Genomic DNA, 22,720 nt, shown 5'->3' on the forward strand with positions numbered 1-22,720 from the left:
AAGCCATAGAAACAAGTTCTATGGCCTTCATCATTATATTTTATTTCAACTTTTGAAATCCTTTACCTTTGGATTTCATTGCAAAATCATAAGCATCTAAAGCACCCTTACGATTGTTCTTTTGCACTTTAATTTCAATTTCACCATCAGGCAATTCAGCTGCAGGAACTTGAAGTTCATTAGCGTTATTAGAAATTACGAATGTTGCATCCGCTTCTTTAAGCTCTGCAACAGCTTCAGAACTCACTGATACAAAAATTGTATTTTTCTTCTCAGGTACTTCAACTCTAACAGTTGCTCCATCTGTTAAATCACCGAAATCATTTGCTGTTACAACATATTTGTTCCCTCGCTCAACTTCTGGAGTAACAACAACAATTTGAGGTTCTTCCGGTTCTTCACCCGGTGTTGTAAGAATATTAACAATTCTGCCATCAATTTCAGTTGGAATTCCATCACTACCAAGGCTTATTAAATGGTCACGGAAATTTTCCCAATCAGAAAGTCCAAGATCTGTTACACGGCCTTCCTCATACGCTTTTGCAAATACATCATAGCCATCGCCGCCTTTTGCTGTGAATGCATTTGTTGCAATGGTGTACGTTGTATCATCATGAACCGCAACCAGTTTATTATTGGAATCCTTGATGTAAACTTCAACTACACGTTCCCCAGCTGGTTTGGACGAATCAAATTCAACCTTACCTCCTGCAACATGTAAGAAGCCGCCATTCTCTCCTGGATACTTGCTTAACGAAATTTCAACCGCTTCTTTAAGCTCAGCACCTGTTATCTCCATTGTTGCTAACGTATTTCCAAAAGGAAGAACAGTGATAACTTCACCAACAGTGATTGGGCCTGCATTTATAGCTGAACGGATACCACCACCGTTTTGTAACGCCATTACGACATTTTTACCGGTGAATTCTCTTGCTTTTGTAAGCATACCATCTGTAATCAAGTTACCAAGAATTGTTTCGTTCTTACGTACGCTTGGTTTTGAATTATCACCATTTGTACGAGGGTTTTCTAATTCAATTGGAGTTTCTACACCAATTTCTTCCTGAGCTACCTCATCGACACGCGTTTTAAATGGTGCTAATATTTCGGCTGCTTCAGGATCATCCACTTGATTACCAATTGGCACTAAACCACCATCATGGGCTACTACTACACCATTTTCATCAAATTCAACATTTAATACCCCTAGATTGCTGTTCGCATTTCCTGTTTGAACGATGACTGTTGGTGTATCGTCTTTTGCAACAACTACAGGTTCAGATAATGTTGTATGGCTGTGTCCACCAACAATTACGTCAATGCCTTCTACTTCTTCAGCAAGTGTTAAGTCGTTGTCTACCGCTGCATTATCGTCATATCCGATGTGGGTTAATGCAATAATCTTGTTAACACCTTCTGCTTCCAAAGCTGTTACAGCCTTTTCAGCTTCCTCTAGATAGTTTTCAAATTCAATAGAACCTGGACTTGAGATATCGGCTGTTTCCTCCGTTGTTAAACCAAAGATACCCACTTTTTCACCGTTTATCTCTTTGATAATTCCATTGTAAATTTGGCCATTTTTAAATTCTGCTGCGATAGAATCATTGAAAATTCCAGCGAATGTAGCATCCTTCGAGAAGTCAACATTTGCACTAACAAATGGGAATGTGGCACCTTGGATAAATTCGACTAATTTTTGATGACCTTCAGCTGAAGATCCTAAATCAAATTCATGGTTACCAAAGGTCATCGCATCAAAGCCCATCAAGTTCATCATGGCTAAGTCTGCTGCACCTTGGAACTCATTGAAATACAAGGTACCTGTAAATGCATCCCCTGCATGTAGAAGAAGTGCATTTGGGTCTTTTGCTCTTTCTTCTTTCACTGCAGTCACTGTTTTAGGCATATTATCTAGGGCTGCATGTGTATCATTTGTATGCATTACGGTTAGGTCGAAATTGTCTTTTAAATCTACTTGTACCATTACCGGGTCATGATCACTTGCACGTCCGGCCATATCTGTAAAGTCTGCATTGATGTGTAAAATATCAATCTTTGTTCTTGGCACTAGGTTATTAGATACCACAATATGGTCTAAAACTTGTGAATTACCTTGGAACAAGTATGTGTAACGATCACTTTGTTCAACATGGTTTATCATGTTGGTCATCAATTCGCCTTCAAATATTTTCATAGAATCAGAGAATTGATAATCATTGTAGTCGCCAACAGATACGATATTTGCATCTGGGTTAACAGCTTTAATTTCTTCTACAAAGTCATACACGATATTTGCGATTTGTTTACGTTGTACCTCACTACCATATACAGGTGGTTGTGTTGAACCAAACAAAGGAGTATCTCCTGATTTGGAGTTCCAGTGGTTTGCAATCACAACTACATCTTCACCTTTGAAGGTAAATTGAGCAGCTAAAGGTTTACGACTGTTATCAAATGCAGGATTTGTGGGATCAATACGTCCAGGGTTATGAGTTAATTTACCATTTTCATAACCGACTGCAGTTGTAGCATCACCGGCCGTTATCCCTTCTGGTAAAGAAACACGTTCTGGATTATATAAAAATCCAACACGGATATTGGCATTTGGTGCTCCACCATCTTCATTATTAATAGGGTCAATGTTTAAATATTCATATGAAGGACCGCCTGCATCAACAATTGCTTGAATTAAACGTTCATAGCTTTCATTTGCAGCTGAATCACCTGCATCTTGACCGTTGTTATCTTGAACTTCAGTTACCCCGATAATATCAGGACTTTCCATATCTTGAACAAATGCTCTTGCTAGTTTCTGTGCTTTATCGTTTGATGTTTCTTTTGTATTATTCGAGAAATTTTCTAGATTATAAGACGCAATTGTTAACTTATCATCTTCTTTAACAATCGTTGTTGTCTCAGGTTCTGTATTGCCTTCAACATGTTTTGATTGCATGTCTGCTAAATCAACATAGATCTTAAAGTTTTGGAAACCATAGTTTACGACACCAGTAATCGGGCCAGTAAATTTGTCTCCTGTTGCTACTTCAAAGTCTCTTGCTTCATAATTATCATACATTTTGAATTGGATACGATCCGCATTCGCATTGTCATCAGTAAATAATACGCCACCATGGATTGTATCTGTTTCTCTATTTTCAAGAACGGTAATTAAATCTCCATGCTCTTGAGGTGCAACAGCCTTCACTGTTCCTACTTCAACAAGCATACCTTCAATGCTTTCCCAGAAATCAATTGCATCTTCTTCTGGATCAAACTCAGCAAAACTATCATTATCGATTACTTGGTTTGGAAGGTTTTCGCTTGTAATTATTATTGGTTCAGGTAATTCAACCGCTTCCTCAAGTAGTGTTATTACACCGCCACGATCATCTCTTGCATTGATTTGAGTTACTGGTAAGTCAGTGTCACTTTTTGTATTACTGTAACCATCAATATGATACTCATCTACTGTACCTGTTACACTTACTAGATTACCAACTTTTACATTCGCTTGGTTCCCTGTATAAACGACAATCCCTTCAGATGTCTTTGGATTGTTATCCTTTTGGTCATCTGGCGTTTGCATATGAAAATAGTTGCCACTTCCGATTTTGTAGGTATACGTAACGATACCTTCAACATTTCCAACTGTTAAACTTTTGAGCGGAGATTCTTGAGCTTCTCCCTGGATATCATGGATATTGATATCTTCAGCATTGTATACTTTATAAGTAAATTCTTTCACTTCACTAGCGGTTAGGCCTTCTTTTACAGCAATCGCTTTGATTGTTGTATCTTGTTCAATTGTGATCGGTTCGCTGTATTTTTGACCATTCTCAACTGTTGGTTCAGTTCCATCTGTTGTATAGTAAATGTCTGCACCTTCAGTTGTAGTAGATAATGTTACTTGCGTTCCTCCTGGAATGGTGCCGGTAGGATGAGATGCATTTACTGATTGAACTTTTGTTGCATCCTCAATTATATCTGCTTGTCCACGAGGAATGATTTGATAATCTTGGTCGAATTGTTGAACGATACCAGTTATCGAATCATATGTCGTACCTACTGATAATTCCAATGTGCCTTTTTCATCACGAACTAAGAACTCTGTACCATCTTCAGCTTTAGCCGTGTAATTTGCCCAACCACTGCCTTCATTAACTTTTACAAGTTCAACATTTTTGACAACTGCTAATTTAGATTCATTTTCTTCATTAACATTTGCCCCTGCTAATTCTATTGGTGCAGGTTCGCCTTTATCTTCCATTTTTTCAATTAGTGTTGCTGAATCTAGTTGTAATAGCCCTCGATAATCTTGTAATGAACCACTTACAGTGATTTCATCGCCAAGTTGAACATCTAAGGACGTTGGACGAACAGCAATCGCAGCTGTTTCATCTTGAATGTGAATTGTATTTTTTAATGTTGCTGTTACAATTCCTTTAACTGTTGCTGAACCCGTACCTTTAGCACGTGCTTCAGCAATGCTGATTACGGATGGTTGTTCTGGTTCACCAGGATTGGAGTCACCATCAAGAAATTCATAAGAAGAGGCACTTTTTAATCCTGGCACACTAAAATATAGCTCAAGGTTGCCTGTTATAGCTACTTTTCTTTGAAAGTTTTCTGGATGATCCATTAAGTTTAAATTTGTACGAACATCTCCTTTCGGTAACTGTACCGGTAAGATGTTAACTGGATTTGTTTCGTTTGGATCATCTGCTAAACCAAGGTTAGTAGCAATTTCAAATGGTACAACTTGATCATAACTTGATCCACTCTTAGCTGTTCCCACTATGTATCCTTGCACTGTAGCTATCCCCGTATTATTAGCAATCGCTTCTGCTACTGTTATAAAGGATGATTGTTGTTCAGTTGTACTCGCATTTTCTTCTGCCGCATTTACAGCAGGTGCAAAGTTTAATAGAGTAGTAGGCACTATTAAGCTAAGCACAAATAAGATTGATCGTAATTTTTTCACTATGACTTTTTTCACAGCGTTCTCCCCTCACTTAGTGAATTAGTAGAAATTGGTTCGCCTACAGGATAATGGCAAAGTAAATATAGGTCAATATAATTTACGAAAATTAAACATAACTTCAATCTATTTTACCTATAAAACACGAACGTTAGGTAAATAGTCACGATTTAACGTTAGTATTTTTTTACTATTTTACTTTGATTAACAATATTTCTTAGCAGTCTCTGAAAAATCCTATAATACTAAAAAAACGACTACCAATTAAACTAGTAGTCGTTTTTTGCATATCATTTTTTCACCCAACTAAATTTTCATATGTTTTTTGCAAATGGTTCTTATCTATCTTTCCAACATGTGTTTTTGGTATTTCTTCTACAAAAATAAACTCTTTCGGAACTTTGTATTTACCGATTTTTTCTTGACAGAATTCTTTTAATTCCATCTTAGACACTTGTTGGTCTGGCATTAACGAGATAATAGCAATTACCATTTCGCCCCATTTTTGATGCGAGACACCAATCACCGCAACTTCGTTGATTGCTGGATGCTTACTAATGCATTGTTCTACCTCTAAAGGATAGACATTTTCCCCACCAGTAATGATCATTTCTTTCTTTCGACCAACAATATAGTGATAGCCTTCCTCATCACATCTTGCTAAATCACCGGTATGGAGCCATCCATCATGGTACGCTTCCTTAGTCGCTTCTTGATTATTCCAGTAATGATGGAATACATGCTTTCCACGAATTAAAAGCTCTCCTACTTCTCCAGCCTTGGCTTCCCTCCCATCAGAAGTCATGATTTTCACATCATTATAAAACATCGCCTTCCCGACAGACCCCCTTCTAAATCTTGAAATCTTAGGATCGATGAAGAAATTATTTGGACCAGCCTCTGTTAGTCCATATCCTTCTTTAAAGGATAGTCCCTTTTCTTCAAACGCCTGATAAATTTCTAGCGGACATGGAGCTCCTCCTGATAAGAAAGTATGCATGGTTGGAAATTTCACATCCTTGAAGGATGGAGTGTTAACCATCATGTGATACATCGTTGGAACAAGTAATACGACGGTGCAACCCTCTTGATTGATAATCTGGATTGCTCGATTTGGCTCAAAATTATTCGCAATTACTACCTTTCCCCCCATCATTAAAATCGGAATGGATAAGGCATTAAGCCCACCCGTATGGAACATCGGCATATACGTTAATGTCACATCTTCTGCTGATAAATTCCAGCTTACGATCGTATTTAACCCATTCCACATAATCGATCGATGGGTTAGGACCACGCCCTTTGGTTTACCTGTTGTACCGCCTGTATAAATAATCGCTAAGGCGTCATCTTCTTGAATCATTTCCTCTTGCACATTGGAAATACTTGATACATTCGCAATTTGTTGATATTCCTCTGAATCAATTTTTATGACATGCCTAGATGATTTGTTCCCTAATAAGCCTTCCAAATTATTAGATAAAGCAATTAGCCTTGGTGATGAATTTGAAAGGATGTAATCTATTTCTTCACTTGATAAACGCCAATTTAGCGGTACAAAAATTGCCCCGATTTTCCCACAGGCAAACAGCAAATCGAAATAACAAATATCATTCGGAGATAGTAGTGCAATCCGATCTCCCTTATTTATTCCGATGGTTTTGAAATAATAGGCGATATTTTCCGCACGTTTATTTAATTCTTGAAATGTAAAACGGCTTCCCGTCTCACCATCTACAACAGCAATCGAATCAGGTGATAGTCGAGCCCGATTTGCGATCCAATCCAGTTCCCACCTCACAACTATCTCTCCTTACTTCTACTTAATTCTATTCTTACTATAGAAGATAGTAGTTACATAGAAGTTACATTAGGATATGGGCGTGGGAATAGTATGTACGGTTTGTCTTCGGGGTAGGCTTTCGGAGATAGTTCATGTTACTTTTTACATTAGTTTGTCTTTGAGATAGGCTAAAAGGAAAAAAATAGGAGCCATATTATCGGCTCCTAAATAAAACTACATCATAATCCCACCATCAACATGTAAGGTTGTTCCGTTCACGTAATCAGATTCATCGGAAGATAAAAATAAATACGCATTCGCAATGTCTGAAGGCTTTCCAAGCCTTTGCAGAGGAATCATCATTTTCATTTGATTGATGACCTTTTCAGGTACGGAAGCAACCATCCCTGTTTCGATAAATCCTGGTACAACTGCATTTACGTTAATCCCTTTTCTTCCTAGTTCTTTTGCCCATGTTTTCGTCATTCCGACTACTGCAGCTTTTGATGCCGCATAATTGGTTTGACCAACATTCCCGTAAACACCAGTTACAGACGAGGTACTGACAATTTTCCCTTTTCCGTTAGCAATCATATGAGGTACGACAGCTTGAGTGCAGTTAAAAACACCTGTTAAATTCACGTCAATAACCTTTTGAAAATCCTCCTGAGAAAGCTTTGTCAGCATTGCATCCCGAGTAATCCCTGCATTATTTATTAAAATATCAATCCTTCCAAATCGCTCCATTACAGCGGAAACCATTTCATCAACGCTCTCTCTATTTGCTACATCGACCTGAAAAAATTCAACATCGGCACCTTGTTCTTTCAGTTCCTTAGCTCTATCAGCGCCTCTTGTATCATAGTCTGTTAAGGCAACCTTTGCGCCTTCACGTACAAATGTAATAGCTGCTTCTAATCCTAGCCCATTTGCTGCTCCCGTAATGATTGCCACCTTATCCTTTAATCTCATTTTGCTGGCTCCTTTTTTCCGATTTGTCTAGCTTCAGCACCTAGCCCCTCGAGGTCGCTTCACCCTCCTGCGGCGGCAACAGCCTCCTCGTCGGGGTTCCAGCGCTTGTCGGGGCTGTTCAAGGTGCTTACTCATATCTTATAAATTCATGCATATGTTTTAACAATAGCTCTAAGTTATCAATTAATGGAGAATGTCCACAGTCTTCTAATTCAATAAATGTAGCGTTATCTCCCATATCTTCCATAATTTCCTTTGCCATACTTTCTACTACAACATAATCCCGATCCCCGCGTAGTACTAAGACTGGGATTTTGATATCATCCACCTGGCCTGTTCCTTCTGTTAACCCATTGTGGTGATGGCTGATGTTAAAGGTATTTAGTGAATAGTAGACATCGGCAAGATTTCGTTGAGTCATCATATCCTCTAAGTACTCATCGTAGTGAGCCTCTTTAGGCTGATTTTTTGTGTATATAGCAGCATTCCAGATAGCTTTCAGAACTTCTTTATCTCGATTGTCGTAGGCAGTTTGAATTGGGATTGTTCGTGCTAGATCACTATGAATATCTTCCATTGTCTTCAAACGATTTGAAAAATCCAGCTGTCCGTCGGCACCTAAACCAAAGATTGGAAAACCTCTTGTTGATGCTGATGCTAGTAACACTAATTTTGAACAAAGTCCTGGATGGTCAGCTACAAACTGCATTCCTACGGCACCACCTGTTGACCAACCAGCAATGATAAAATCTGATAAGCCTAATTCATCAACAAATAGTTTAATATCATCTGAGAAGTCCTTAATAGATTGTACCGGTTTATGATAGGTTGAAATACCAAAGCCTCTCATATCCACCGCATATACCTTGTAATCGCTATCAAGATTTTCAATGACAACATCCCAATGTTTCGATGATGACATGTTCCCATGAATGAGTAGAACTATTTTTTCTCCTCCTTCACGTTCCCTGTAGCCCAATGTTTCTCCATTTTCGAGATTAACCGTTTTCAGTTCAATCACTGACATTCACAATCCCCCCATTTAATTGTCGTGGCACCCCATGCATATCCAATACCGGCACTTACGAGAACAACAAGATCCCCTTCTTTTATTTTACCTTTTTTTTCCGCCAATTCCATAGAAAGTATTTGATCGATTTGACCAATATGTCCGTATTCATTCAAATATATGGATTGGTCCTGGGTAAGCCCTAACTCTTGCAACACATAATCATGGGCCGATTTTTTCATGTGAAGAATGCCTAAGTAGTCAATATCTGCTTCGGTATACCCGCTTTTTTGTACGGCTGTTCGAATCACCAGAAGAAAGTTCGCCATCGACTTTTCTTCAAGTCGCTGTTTCATCCCTTCTGGGTCAAGAACATCAAGCATATTTAATTTTTGCTCAAGGGCTTCTTTGGTTATCGGGTTCTTTGTTCCACCCGCAACGACTACGACATCCTCAGAAAAAGCACCATCTGTGATAATATGACTTTCTAGTACGTGATTTTTTGTGATCCCTTTTTGTAGCAGGATGGCACCGCCACCCGCTCCCAAATTATACATAAAGCGAGTTCTAGGATTCTCGTAATCAATAAAATCGACATTTCGATAGCCACCCGCTAGTAATACCGTTTTTATGGAGTCATCTGCTTTCATCAAATCCTTTGCTACCTTTATCGCCATGATTGTCGTTCCACATCTCATTGCCACATCAAAGCCCCACGCATTCGAGGCTCCGAGCTCTTGTTGCATTTTAATGGCTGCTGTCCACAAAGGATATTCCTTATGCTCTTCTCCGATATAGATGATTAAATCAATTTCCAATGGGTCAATGTTTGCCTTCTTGATAGCTTCTCTTGCAGCTTTTATGCCCATTTCACATGTATGATCATCTGTTCCAGGAATCGGTTTCTTCAAAATACCAAGCTTGGTCTCGACGATTTCCTTTGGTATCCCACTTTTTTTTGAAATGTCTTCCGAGGTTAAAAAGTCTTTCGGAATGTATGTCCCTGTACTTAAAACTCCAACTGATTCCAAAGTAGGTCACTCCTCTATTACACGTTTCATAAACTCAACGGCATCATCTAAATCTGTCACAACTACCTCATCTTCCCCCTGGACATGACTAACCTTTATACGCCAGTGCTTTTTCATTGTCTGGTTATCGACATCAACCAGCGCACAACGGACAACGAATGAAGTAATGGTTTGATTATCATTCATGGACCTCTCTCCTTAGCCGGCTATTTTTTCTTTTTCACAGTCTTTCGTTTTAGTGGTCCCTTTGCTTTTATAGAACCATGACTTAACAGTTCCAACGATTCCCATTGGGAAGAACATAACAGCTAATATATATATAATGCCAAAGAAGATCATCCATCGTTCAAAAATCCAGTGCACCTTTGCAAGCCCAGTTAGCCAGTGATGGGCAAATTCGATAAGCCCCGCTCCAATGATGGCCCCAACTAATGTTCCAACCCCTCCGATAATTGTCATGAGAAGAGCATCCAGAGTTACATCGAGAGCAAATACCGATGTATTGACAAACCTTAGTGTGACAACATACATCGATCCGGAAACACTTGCAATTACCCCTGCAACAATACTTGCTATAATTTTATAATGAATCACATTATAGCCTAGTGACTCTGTTCGTGGTTCATTTTCACGAATCGCTTGGAGAACCCTGCCAAGAGGTGATTCTGTAAATCTTTTTAACACTAAAAATACGATAATCATTAGAATCAATGTGACAAAATAGAGGGTCATACGGTCTTTTAATACATCTGGTATGCGGAACGTAAATCCATCATTCCCCCGGGTTAATGATCGCCATTTTTCAGCAGCTACTAAAAATAAGCCCGAAAACGCCAATGTCAGCATGGCATAGAAGTGACTCTTTAACCGAAGTGAGAGCAAACCGACAATATAACTTAAAATGGCTGACAGAATCATTCCAACTATGATTGATAGTAGAAAAATGGGAACTGTTGGTTCAAATCGATGTAAAAGAACACCTGTTGCATAAGCACCAATTCCGAAAAACATCGCATGCCCGAATGAAACAATCCCTGTAAAACCTAGTAAAATATCATAACTCATAGCAAAGACAGCAAAGATAAAAATTTGTGTAAATAAAATCAATATACTTCTAGTGTCATTAATAAATGGATAACATAGAAGAAATACCGCTGCCGCAATATATATGATGTTTGCTTTTGAAGAATTAGTTAGAAGCCTCATTTCCTCACCCCTTTGCCCCGAATAATCCTTGTGGTCTAAAAATTAATACAATGGCCATCAGTAGCATATTAACTGCTAGTGATAATTCTGGGACATAGTATGCCATGAAAGCACCTGATAACCCTACTAAAATCGCTGCAAATAGTGACCCTGTAATACTTCCCATTCCCCCGATGACAACAACGATAAATGCGAGAATAGCAAATTCCATACCCATCTCCGCATAAATTTGTCCAGAATAGGGTCCAAGTAATACACCCCCAAGTGCGGCCATTGCTGCACCTACCATAAAAACGAGCATAAAAATCTTTTTAATATTAATTCCAAGCGATTGGACCATTTCCTTGTTGATAACGCCCGCACGAACGATTAAGCCAATCTTTGTATTTTTTAGAATGTAGTAAATAAGGAAGAAAACTAAGAACCCAACTAAAATAATAAATAATCGATATTTTATGAGGATAACCCCACCAAACTCCCAGCTTCCACTCAAATATGCAGGGGTTTTCGCACTTAATTGGTTTGGTCCCCAAACGACCTTTAACATTTCGGAAAGGACGATCATGACCCCAAGTGTTATCAAAATTTGTTGGACATGATTTCCGTATACAGGGGTAACAATAAATTTTTCAATTAACAACCCCAAAATTAATCCGGTAATCAAAGCTGTAATGATCCCAACTAAGAAACTGCCGGTTTGCCCATATGACCAAACACCAGCATATGCTCCCCATGCAAATAAACCACCATGGGCAAAATTTAAGACATCCATAAGTCCAAAAATTAACGTTAACCCTGCTGCAAGCAGGAAAATCAACATACCTGTAGCAAGTCCATTGATCGTTAAATTAATGATTGCATCCACAAATTATCCTCCTCCCGTTAGAATATCTCGTTATGCTATTCCTAAATATTGTTTGCGGAGTTGTTCATTTTCCTTTAACTCCTTCATGTCACCATGATGAACAGTTCTTCCATCGTCAATGATGAAAAATCGGTCTCCAATTGTACTTGCCATAATAAAATTTTGTTCAACAAGTACGATGGATGTCTTAGACTTTATCTCTTGGATAGATTCCATCACTTTTTCTACCACAATAGGGGCTAAACCCTTACTCGGTTCATCTATTAAAAGTAAATCATTATTATTGACATAAGCCCTTGCGATCGAGAGCATTTGCTTTTGCCCACCGCTTAGGTTCCCCCCTTTTCGTTTCCAAAACTTTTTCAGGTCGGGGAATAAGTTCAAAATATAATCGAGCCGGTCCTTTGTTTCGTCGTTTTCCTTTTTGATCGCGACCTTCATATTTTCTTCTACTGTTAACTCTCCAAATATTCCTTGATCCTCGGGTACATAGCCAATCCCCTTTGCCGCAATATGATAGGTTGCAAGTCCGGCAATGTTTTCCCCGTTATATTCAATTGTTCCTTTAGCCGGTGGATTGAGTCCCATAATTGACCTCAGGGTCGTTGTTTTGCCTGCACCATTTCTTCCTAAAAGAACCGTAACCTCTCCTTTTTTCGCTTCAAATGAGACGCCCTGTAAAATATGAAATTGGTCAATATACGTTTGGATTCCCTCTACCTTAAGATGCAGTGTCATCGTACAAACCTCCTAAATACGCTGATTGGACTGTTTCATTGTTCATGATTTCTTCAGGTGTTCCATCAGCAAGCAATCTCCCATTAAATAAAACCATTACACTATCAGATAGATCGAGAATCATATCCATTTTGTGTTCAATTAAAATGATGGTACGATTCCCTTCTGCTTTAATTTTTTTAATAACCTCAAGAATTGTAGGAACTTCCTCCAGCGACATTCCGGCTGTTGGTTCATCTAGTAATAGAACCTCCGTCTCCAATGCCAAAAGCATGGCAATTTCCAACTTTCTTTTTTCGCCATGTGCCAAGTTTTTTGCAATTGCATCTGCTTTATTATCAAGAAGAACAAGCGATAAAATGTGTAAAGCTTTTTCTTCGAATTGTCGATATTTGCGGAAGTGCTTAAACATTTGGTACCTAACTCCTGCCACGGATTGAACGGCCAAACGCACATTTTCTAATACTGTCAGATTTGGAAAAACATTTGTAATTTGAAAGGAACGACCGATTCCCTTACGTGTACGTGCAGTGGGAGAAAGCTTTGTAATATCTTCACCTTTTAGGAAAACTTGGCCATTGGTTGGTGAAAGCTGACCACTTAGCAGATTGAAAAAAGTTGTTTTACCTGCACCATTTGGTCCGATGATGGATTTGAAGTGGTTTGGAGGAACTGTAAAATTCACCTTATCAACAGCAACATGTCCTCCAAATGCTATTGTCAGTTCCTTCGTTTCAATAATATTTTTCACGTAGTCTCACCTCTTTTTTTCTAAAAGGAAACTTCGGTAGAAAAATTCACTACCGAAGTTCCTTAATTGACTTTAGTTGCGAACTGGTGGTGCTGTTTCCTCAGGGCTTAATTCTCTCATTAAGACTGGTACTGGATAATCCACACCATCCACCTTTTCTAGGCGAATAGCATATAACGTTTGAAGGGCTTGATGGTCCTCTTCACGGAACGTCATCTTTCCTTTAGGTGTGTCAAAACTCATACCTTCCATTGCTTCAATAAGCTTATCTGCATTTGTATCGCCATCCGTCTTTTTAATTGCTTCAACAATTGCTAATGCAGCGGTCATACCACCTGGAGTAAATAGATCTGGAACCTCTCCATTAAACTTTTCTTTATGCTTTTCAACTAACCAATCGTTAATATCATTTTTAGGAAGTTGATGATAGTACACTGTGAATCCTTCCATTCCAATTAAGGCATCCATGGTAGCAAGTGCCGGAATATCTGGAGCACCTGTCGAGATTTTAATACCATTTTCTTGGACCTTCATATCTGCGATTTGGTTCCAAGGTGTGTTTGCACCAGCCCATACAACATATAAATAATCAGGCTTTGCTTCAATAATCTTTTGGACATTAGATGTAAAGTCAGTTGCTGCAGGGTCTGCATATTCCTCATGTATAATCTCAGCACCAAGTTCTTCTGCTGCTTCCTTAAAGGCTGCTATTCCATCACGACCAAAAGCATAGTCTGGAGCAAGTGTCGCGATTTTTACACCCTTTTTTGCAATAGCTGCTGCACCCGCAACCGCATCTTGTGAAGAGTTACGCGCTGTTCTAAAAATATACTCATTCCAGTCTGCGCCTGTAATACTGTCTGCAGCGGCTGGTTCAACAATCATGATTTTTTCGTATTCCTCAGCTAGTGGAAGAACGGCTAATGTATCTGCTGAGCTTGAAGAACCGACTAGGAAATCGACTCCGTCTTCCTCAATTAATTTAGTAGCTTTTTGAATCGCAACCTCTGGTTTTGTTTCAGTGTCTTCTACAATAAATTGAATTTCTTGTCCATTGACTTCCATTGTTCCGTCAGTTGCGTATTCAAGCCCAAGTTCAAATCCTTGTGTTGTTTGTTTTCCGTATGATTCAAGTCCACCACTTAATGAAGCGAGCACACCGATTTTGATCGGATCCTTTGCTTTTGTTTCTTCTGCTGGTTTGTCTGAATCACCTGAGCTTGGTTTCTTTTCTTCTGTCGTTGAAGATCCTGAACTACAAGCTGCTGCAACTACCATAAGCATGGCAAGCAGACTTAAGAAAAGCATTTTACGAAATGAGAATTTCTTCATTTTTCCTTCCCCCTTTTTCATCATTAAAACTGTAAAACCTCCTGAGATAATCGTACTCGGTGATAGTTACATTTTAGTTACAGATATATTTGTGTAATTAGCTAACCTTCCATTGAATTGCAGTAGCTGCCCATGTATAACCAGTTCCGGCACTCACAGCTACAGCAATATCTCCATCTCTTAGTTTTCCTTGCTCCTGTGCAAAATGGAGACCAACACAGGGGTCAAGTGCGGACATATGTCCATGGTGCTCTAAATAGACTGCGTTTTCTTCTGGAATTTGGAATGTGTGAAGTAGTTCTCTAAACATGGAGCGTTTCGTATGAAGTGGGAGAAGAACTTTTATGTCTTGAGGTGAATATCCGCTACTTTGTACTGCTTGTCGAATCACTTTTTCGAAATTCAGAATCGATACAGGGTCAAGCCGTTCTTTCATGCTAGATGGATCAAGAACATCGATATAATGTTGTCGATTTTTTACTGTTTCCAAGCTTGGGAACAATTTGGAACCTCCGGCCGGTACACGAACATCTTCATAGAATGAACCATCCGTGATGATCGAGCTTTCTAGAATTTCACTTGTAGTAGAATTTTTCGTTATTAATGCCGCCGTCCCGCCATCTCCAAAATTAAACATAAATCTAGAGCGAGGATTCTCATAATCTATTATTTGAGATTCTTTACAGCCTCCAACAAGTAAAATATTATTAATTTTTTCATCTGAACGTAACATATCCTTTGCTACTTTTAAGGCAATTGGAAAGCAGGAGCTCACATTCATTAATTCGAATGCATAGGCATTTTTTGTTCCCAGTTCAAATTGAAGTTTTGGTGCACTTGACCAAACTAAATAATCTTTATGAGGACTTCCAAAATATATAACCACATCAATTGATAAAGGATCTATATTCGCTAAGATTTGTCTGGCTGCTTCGATTCCGAGATCTGTTGCTTGCATGGAATCATCAGAGACATGCTTTTGATACAATCCGAATTTTTCTATAATGACTTGTTCAGGGATTCCTGTTTTTTTAGCCAATTCCGCTGCTGTTTCAACTCCTTTTGGAAAATATACACTTGTTGCTTCAATTCCGATCTTATCTGTTCTCATCTGTTTTACCGTCCTTTCATATTTTGACAAGCCGGTTCTTTTGGATTTTCCCTGTCGCATTCCTAGGGAGTTGATCAATAAATTCTATTTTTTTCGGAATCTTGTATTTTGCTAAAAACTGATAACAATATTCGATTATTTCTTCTTCTGTTAGTAAACTCTCCTTGGTCTTTACAACAAAAGCTACCGGAACTTCTCCCCATTTCTGATCGACAACTCCAACAACAGCTACTTCTTCAACATCTTCTAGCTTCCCAATGATTTGTTCAACTTCTAATGGATAAATATTTTCTCCTCCAGAAATAATCATTTCTTTTTTCCTTCCGACAATATACAAAAATCCCTCTTCATCAACCCTTGCTAAATCTCCGGTATATAACCAACCATCACGAAGAGCTTCAGCTGTTGCTTCCGGTCTATTCCAATATTCCTTCATCACATTTGGTCCACGAACAATGAGCTCTCCAACATCGCCTGCTTTTACCAACGACCCTTTCGAATCTATTAATTTATACTCACAAAACATAGCAGGCTTTCCAATCGAACCCATTTTTCGTTCGGCATCCTCTTTCAAAAGCATAAACAGGGTGGGAGATGTTTCGGTCATCCCAAAACCTTGGCCGAATAATAACCCCTTATCAAAAAACGACTTGATAATTTCAAGTGGACATGGGGCACCCCCATTGTAAAACCAGCGAACAGATTTTAAATTTGTTTTATCAAATGACGGACTATGTAAAATCGCTTGATGAATTGTAGGAACACCCATTACGATTGTCGCTTGGTGCTGTTCAATCATCATTAAGGCTCTTTCAGAATCAAATTTCCCCTCAGGTAAAATGATGGTCCCACCAGCATACAATGTTGGAAATGCGAATAAGCCTATACCTCCTATATGAAAGAGCGGAAGTAATAAAAGGGAACGATCACTAGATGTGATATCAATTGCGAGCGAATTATTAATGGCATTCCAAAACATATTATTCTGTGTCAAAACCGCCCCCTTTGGTTTTCCAGTTGTTCCTGATGTATAACATATCAAATAGGGAGCGCTTTCATTTATTTCAACTGAAACCTTCTCATTTCCACCTTTTAGATATCTAATTGTGTCAACGGATATTATTTTTTTCAAGCACGTTTCCTCTTCCAAAGCATTCAATGTTTGTTGATAGGTGTCTTCTATAAAAAGAGTCTCTGCCTCACTATCATTTAATTGATAAACAAGTTCTTTTACTGTTAAGCGAATATTAAGTGGGACCGCAATACATTCCAGCTTTGCAATAGCAAATAGTAATACCATGTATTCATATCTATTTTGAGACAAGATTCCGATACGGTCTCCTCTTTTTATACCCAACTTAAGTTTTAAATAAGAAGCTAAATTGTTTACATCTTGACTAAGCGTTTTATAAGTGATTTGTTCCTTCTCTGTGATAATGGCAATACGCTTCGGATGTAATTCAGCTCTTTTTTCAATCCAATAAGCAATGCCTTGCATCATGTACTCTCCCTTCTATCCTTTTTTTAGCCCTTCAAAAATAAGTGTCATTGCTGCCTCAAAAGCCTCTTCAGGAACGTCTTTCTGTTCCCAATACACCCATCTCATACCAAGAAACTGACCAATTGACATTAGGCAATAGGCAACCGTTTCTTGATCAATCTCTTTAAATTCACCTACGCCAATTCCAGCAGATAAACTTTTTAAGAATCCATTAGCAAGTTTATCGTAATACCAGCGATAAAGGTCCTTATCCACTACTACAGCTTGTTGAACGATACTATATAAATTTCTGCGGTTTTTGACCCAAGTAAAGAAAGCTTTAAATCCTTTCCGTTGTGCTTCCTCGAAGGTTTTAGCTTTACCCATTTCTTCTTTAATGGCCAAACGAAGCTCGCGGCTATATTGACGAATAAGTTCATCAAAAATATCTTTTTTTGATGGAAAATAATTATAGAAGGTGCCCTGTGCTACATTTGCTTCTTGTGAAATGTTTACAATTGAAGTCTCATAGTATCCCTTTTGTCCAAATACCTCCTCTGCTGCACGTAATAGTTTCTCTCTTGTCTCTAAACCTTTAGGACTCAATACTTTTTGATCTGTTTTTGTTGTTTCTGACACCTGAATCACCTCTCAACTTTTATTATATACACATTTACTGACTTTTCAATATGTTTTTAAAAATAAAAAAATAAACCATCCCCGGAAGGTTATGGTTTATCAAACAAGTCTTATTAAACTAGTTTTGATGCTGGAGAATCATGTCATACATTTGTTTTGTTGGTTGCATTGGCTCTACTCCTAGTTCGTCCTCCAATGCTGATACGCATTTTTTATACCATTTGATCGCTTGTGGCCGGTTATTTTTATGATAGTAGCAGAACATCAACAAGCGATATGCTTCCTCCCATGTCCGGTCCTTAGCAATAATTTGTTCACACCAATAAATGGCCTCGTCAAACTCTTCCGTTTTTACAAAGCTTTGTGCAATCCGTTCAGCACCACGTAAAAATAAGACTTGGAGCCGTTCTCTCTCACTTAAACACCAATCTTCATATCTGCGATTCGGTAAATAATCTCCTTCGTAAAACTCCAATGCTCGTCTTAAGCACTTAATAACCTGTTCGGTATCCTTTTCATGAAGACCTGCATGTATCCATTCTTCAAACTCAATAATATCGAGTTGATAGCCTGCTTGTTGATTTAGTCCATAGGATGAACCAATTCGTTGGATAAAGAATGGTGTTGATCTTGCCACTCGATTTGGTTCCAATGCATTATTTAATGCATTTAAAGCCACCTTAAAGTCTCTTGCTGCCGCCGCCTCATCATGATCTGGCCACAGGGTAGCAAATATTTCTTCCTTGGCAATCATTGTATTTCTTAGTGTCACAAAAAGCTCGAGTAATTCTTTAGCTTTTCCACGCTGCCAATCAGATTCCTCCACTTCTTGGCTTCCAAGCCATACTCGGAATCTACCTAATGTTTGAATACGTAACGTATAGCCAGGATGGGACGTTATATTTGAATAGCCTAAATTATTTAAGAGTTGATTTACGTATGGAAGATGAATGCCTTCCTTCTGTGCATCGAGTAACAATGGTACGACATTATATAAATCTAGTGGTCCGAAAGTTGTGCGTTTCGTCAAGATAAAATCGTAGCCACCAACCTGCACTTTATTAAGAAAACTAGTAATAACTTCGTTAAAAGCCTCTTTATCTTTCTGTTGATAATAGAGAAATGCAAACCAAAGCTGTGTTAAGGCAATCCCATATTGATCACCACAATTTCCAAACAAGGATTCACACCTTGTTAAGTATTTGTTCGCTTCCTCCCATTTTTCATTATGAACAGAAGAAATACCCATACAAAGTAATATAAGTGCGGAAAGCCATGCATCCTTTACCTGTTCTGTTTCCTCCAAGGCCTTATTCCCAAATTCAATGGCTCGATCATAAATACCTCGATTTCCGTATAAAATACATAAACCCATTAACGGTTCTGCTTTACCCCTTGCAATATTTAATTCATCCATGATTTCAAGCGCCGTTTCATAGCATTGGATTGCAAGTGAAGCGTCATATTTATCGAGCAATTGGACCGCATGACCCATGCGTATCCAGCCACATGCTTCAACAAATGGTGCTTGAAATTGTACCCCTTGCTTAATACCTGATTCCGCCAGTTCCTTAGCTTCTTGCCCGTTCCCCATAAAGGACTCAATTAACGATAACAACAAATCCGTTTCACGGTGGGATTGCTGTAAATGGACCGTTTTTTGATCCGCTTCAACTACTTTCTTTTGAGTCAGAATTTTTTTCGCTTCAAAAAGCTTTCCAGTCCGCAAAAATAATCTTGATTCTAAATTTCCGTCCAATAATGGAATATTGAGCTCTCGTCCTTTTTCATACCACTTTTTTGCTTTTTTTGCATGACCAGCATTGGCTAGATTTTCAGCCATTAATTGATATACTCTACTTTTATCTTCACTTGAGGAGGCTTCATTTTCCTCAAGTGCTTCAATTGCCTGTAATAAATACCGCTCGGCTTTACCAGGTTGGATGGTATCAAGATAAATTTTCGCTTGTCCTTCATAGGCTCTGCTTAACCCCTCTAAATCCCTTGCAGAATGTGCAAAGTGAATGGCTTTTATGTAACAATCCTCAGCCTCCTTATAGGAGCAGCGATATCTTAACGCTTCTCCTTTATAAAGCCATAATAGATAATAATGGTTCATAAGTGATTCCGGGATCTTTTTAATCCGATCAAGTAGCCCTTCAAGTTGTCCATTTTGAATCATCTTTTCTCCATAATGGTGGAGGATTTCCGCAATTCTTTCAAAATCACAGGACTCCTCAAGATGATAGATAGCTTGATTGAAATCTCCTATCCTTTGAAAATATTGAGCGGTTTGAATATGAAGATTATGAAAATGCCGTTCATTCATCGAATACAGACGCTGCTCTAGAAATTCTTTAAACAATGCATGGTAGCGATATTGTCCTTCTCCAATGGAAAGTAAAAAAAGATTATGGTCGGAAAGTTCCTTTAACATCTCACCTGAGCTTCTGATTCCTAAAACTTCATCACACACTTTACCGTTCAATTCTTCAAAAATACATGTATTCTCAAGAAACTGTTGAACCATCGGTGGCTGTTTCATGAACACTTCCATTGCAAGAAAGCGAAACAATTCATCAAGTGATTTCGATTTATTATTTAGAATTGCCTCCAATCCTCCATCAGAAGAAAGCTGCCCTCGAATCATTCCAATCGCAATAATCCATCCTTCTGTTAGTGAAAAAATTTTCTTTATATCTTGATCAGTCAGATCACCCTTATATAAATCACTTAATAGAACTTCAACTTCATCAAACGAAAACACAAGGTCCCGCTGTTTTAGTTCAAGGAGTTCTCCCTTCACCGTCATTGAAGTTAGAAAATCCCAGCTTGGTTTTATCCGACTTGAGATGACAAGATTTAAATTCATTGGAAGATGCTGGATCAACCATGCCATCCAATGGTCTATTGACGAAGAGTGTTGAATCAAATGATAGTCATCAATAACAAGCATGACATTCTGATTAAGCACAGTTATCTCATTGATAAACAGCGAGCAAAGTGTTCTGATTTCTTCATCACGTACATATCTTTCAATGTTTTCAACATAAAGAAGAAGTTCCGTTCCAAATCCTTGGTGATTTTTTCGAATTGCGTAGACCACATATGTTAAAAAAGGAATAATATCGTCATCATTAATACCCACACTATACCAGCAGGGCGTATTTTTTTGATCATGAATAAAGGATGCAAGTGCAGTTGTTTTTCCGTAACCTGCTCCCGAATGTAGAATGGTTAGTGGGTACGTTGCAATCGTTTTCATTTTCTTCATTAAAGACGGTCTTCGTAAAATGATGTCCTTTAAATTGGGTGGAGTAATTTTTGTTTGCAGAACTTGAATTTTCGTCCCCATTCCATAACCTCCCTTCGTATCAAATGCCCCGGAATATTTACACTAAATTAATTCATAATTTTGGTACTATTTTATCATATCCAAGCCAAAAAAGAACTCGAAATTCGGTTGAGTTCTTTGACATTGTTTATTATGTTGATCCAATTTTCCTTAATTCAATAATTCCATTTTGTTGAATGGCCAGTATTTGATGTTTACCTTTCCAACAACTTGTTCCATTCTAACAAATCCAAAATGGCGGCTATCCCAGCTGTCTATGCGATTATCGCCAATAACGAAAATATGATTTTCGGGAACGTTTGATTCCCCTGTCACTTCCTCAAGCGTGAAGTCGCCTGTTAGTTGACCTACAATTATTTCTTCTTTATATTTGTCTAAGAATGGTTCGGAAACACTTTTCCCATTTATATAAAGCACATCATCCCGGTATTCAAGTTTGTCGCCAGGTAAACCGATCACCCTTTTTACAAAATCCTCTTCTTTATTTTTATGAAATACAACGATATCAAAGCGGTCAAGCTCTCCTATTTTCATCCCGATCTTGTTGACCATTAAAAGGTTACCATCCTCAAGGGTTGGCATCATTGATTCACCGTCAACTATGTAGTTCGTAAAAAAAAAGGCTCGTAAAAAGACAACAATGATCAGACTAATCCCTAAAGATTTAATAAAAGAAAATTGATGATTCTTCTTCGCTGGGGTTTCCTCCATTGCAACTCCACCCTTCGTTTTATCGTGTCAAGCCTCATCCTCCTTAAGAAGATTTGAATTTGGCTTTACCTTTAACCATGCTTCCACTCTTTTCCCGACAATCCAAAGCACAAATATTATGATGACCACAATAATCGTCCGAACGGGCTGTTGAAAAAGAGCTCGTATATCATAGCCTATGAAGCTTATGGTAAATATCATGACTAATTTTCCACTTAAAACGGCTAAAACAAATTGGGGAGTACTTACCCTTGATAGCCCTGCTACTAAATTAATTGCCGCAGACGGGGTGAAAGGAAAGCATAATAGGAGAAATAATGGACCAAATCCGTGCTTTTCTACCCAAGTTATAAGACTCTTTATTTTTTTATGGCGACTGACAAATGAAAAGAATCGTTTTTGACCATATTTACGAACCAGGAAAAAAACGAGCAAAGAACCACCAATGGCTCCTATCCATGAATATAAAAATCCAAGCCAAAGTCCAAATGCATTTGCATTGGCAACAACAAATGCGACCAAAGGCAGAAATGGAAGAAACGCTTCCAACATTGGAAGAACAATTCCAGGCAATGGACCAAATGACCGGTATTCACTTAACAATTCTTCAATATTTTTCAATGTAATGAGTTCTTTCAGTGTTTCAATATCCATAGGTCTCTCCTTGAAAAAACAATTCAGCTTAACAGATACAATAATATTGTCTTACTTCATATTGTACACCCATTTGGGCATTCCTACCAAAAAAATTCACTTTAA

At 38.3% G+C, this 22,720-nt stretch carries 17 protein-coding genes; all 17 read right to left on the bottom strand.

Features of this window, described 5'->3' with window-relative positions; all coding sequences use genetic code 11:
• Positions 1-40: 40 nt before the first annotated feature.
• The 17 genes from ABC371_RS21835 to ABC371_RS21915 all read right to left on the bottom strand — a co-directional run bounded on the left by ABC371_RS21835 (position 41) and on the right by ABC371_RS21915 (position 22,615).
• On the bottom strand, positions 41-4,996 hold the full coding sequence (locus ABC371_RS21835; protein WP_412898722.1) for a 5'-nucleotidase C-terminal domain-containing protein: 4,956 nt from the start codon (positions 4,994-4,996) through the stop codon (positions 41-43).
• A 280-nt stretch (positions 4,997-5,276) separates the two neighbouring features.
• Entirely contained in the window at positions 5,277-6,779 is a 1,503-nt protein-coding gene (locus ABC371_RS21840) for an acyl-CoA synthetase (RefSeq protein WP_412898723.1), read from the bottom strand.
• 216 nt (positions 6,780-6,995) lie between these two features.
• Positions 6,996-7,733: a 3-oxoacyl-ACP reductase FabG gene (gene fabG, locus ABC371_RS21845; protein WP_412898724.1), complete on the bottom strand. Its 738-nt coding sequence runs from the start codon at positions 7,731-7,733 to the stop codon at positions 6,996-6,998.
• Positions 7,734-7,860: 127 nt separating this feature from the next.
• Positions 7,861-8,760, bottom strand: a complete 900-nt coding sequence (phaZ, locus tag ABC371_RS21850) for an intracellular short-chain-length polyhydroxyalkanoate depolymerase (protein WP_412898725.1) — start codon at positions 8,758-8,760, stop codon at positions 7,861-7,863.
• Positions 8,751-9,773, bottom strand: coding sequence for a 3-oxoacyl-ACP synthase (locus tag ABC371_RS21855; RefSeq protein ID WP_412898726.1), 1,023 nt, complete (start codon positions 9,771-9,773; stop codon positions 8,751-8,753). The genes phaZ and ABC371_RS21855 overlap by 10 nt, the downstream gene beginning before the upstream one ends.
• Positions 9,774-9,779: 6 nt before the next feature.
• Complete coding sequence (locus ABC371_RS21860) at positions 9,780-9,959, bottom strand: hypothetical protein (RefSeq protein ID WP_412898727.1); 180 nt, start codon at positions 9,957-9,959, stop codon at positions 9,780-9,782.
• Between the two features lie 12 nt (positions 9,960-9,971).
• The gene (locus ABC371_RS21865; protein WP_412898728.1) at positions 9,972-10,979 is read right to left on the bottom strand and encodes a branched-chain amino acid ABC transporter permease; all 1,008 of its coding nucleotides are present in this window, start codon (positions 10,977-10,979) and stop codon (positions 9,972-9,974) included.
• Positions 10,980-10,983: 4 nt separating this feature from the next.
• Positions 10,984-11,844 (bottom strand): branched-chain amino acid ABC transporter permease, encoded by an 861-nt coding sequence (locus ABC371_RS21870; RefSeq protein WP_412898729.1) that lies wholly within the window; start codon positions 11,842-11,844, stop codon positions 10,984-10,986.
• A 30-nt stretch (positions 11,845-11,874) separates the two neighbouring features.
• Positions 11,875-12,582 carry an ABC transporter ATP-binding protein gene (locus tag ABC371_RS21875; protein ID WP_412898730.1) on the bottom strand — a complete coding sequence of 236 codons (708 nt, stop codon included), beginning with the start codon at positions 12,580-12,582 and terminating at the stop codon, positions 11,875-11,877.
• The gene (locus tag ABC371_RS21880; protein WP_412898731.1) at positions 12,566-13,333 is read right to left on the bottom strand and encodes an ABC transporter ATP-binding protein; all 768 of its coding nucleotides are present in this window, start codon (positions 13,331-13,333) and stop codon (positions 12,566-12,568) included. Before ABC371_RS21880 ends, ABC371_RS21875 begins: the two co-directional genes overlap by 17 nt.
• 72 nt (positions 13,334-13,405) lie before the next feature.
• Positions 13,406-14,665, bottom strand: coding sequence for a substrate-binding domain-containing protein (locus tag ABC371_RS21885; RefSeq protein WP_412898732.1), 1,260 nt, complete (start codon positions 14,663-14,665; stop codon positions 13,406-13,408).
• A 97-nt stretch (positions 14,666-14,762) separates the two neighbouring features.
• Complete coding sequence (locus ABC371_RS21890) at positions 14,763-15,776, bottom strand: 3-oxoacyl-ACP synthase (protein WP_412898733.1); 1,014 nt, start codon at positions 15,774-15,776, stop codon at positions 14,763-14,765.
• Between the two features lie 16 nt (positions 15,777-15,792).
• Positions 15,793-17,274 (bottom strand): o-succinylbenzoate--CoA ligase, encoded by a 1,482-nt coding sequence (locus ABC371_RS21895; RefSeq protein ID WP_412899421.1) that lies wholly within the window; start codon positions 17,272-17,274, stop codon positions 15,793-15,795.
• Between the two features lie 15 nt (positions 17,275-17,289).
• Positions 17,290-17,895 carry a TetR/AcrR family transcriptional regulator gene (locus ABC371_RS21900; protein ID WP_412898734.1) on the bottom strand — a complete coding sequence of 202 codons (606 nt, stop codon included), beginning with the start codon at positions 17,893-17,895 and terminating at the stop codon, positions 17,290-17,292.
• A gap of 118 nt (positions 17,896-18,013) precedes the next feature.
• Positions 18,014-21,250 (bottom strand): AfsR/SARP family transcriptional regulator, encoded by a 3,237-nt coding sequence (locus ABC371_RS21905; RefSeq protein WP_412898735.1) that lies wholly within the window; start codon positions 21,248-21,250, stop codon positions 18,014-18,016.
• 150 nt (positions 21,251-21,400) lie between these two features.
• A complete protein-coding gene (gene lepB / locus ABC371_RS21910) occupies positions 21,401-21,961 on the bottom strand; it encodes a signal peptidase I (RefSeq protein ID WP_412898736.1) in 561 nt (186 codons plus the stop codon).
• 27 nt (positions 21,962-21,988) lie between these two features.
• Complete coding sequence (locus tag ABC371_RS21915; RefSeq protein ID WP_412898737.1) at positions 21,989-22,615, bottom strand: TVP38/TMEM64 family protein; 627 nt, start codon at positions 22,613-22,615, stop codon at positions 21,989-21,991.
• Positions 22,616-22,720: the final 105 nt, after the last annotated feature.

Origin of the sequence: Bacillus jepli, assembly GCF_047238305.1 — a bacterium.
Classification (GTDB): domain Bacteria; phylum Bacillota; class Bacilli; order Bacillales; family Bacillaceae_L; genus Ferdinandcohnia.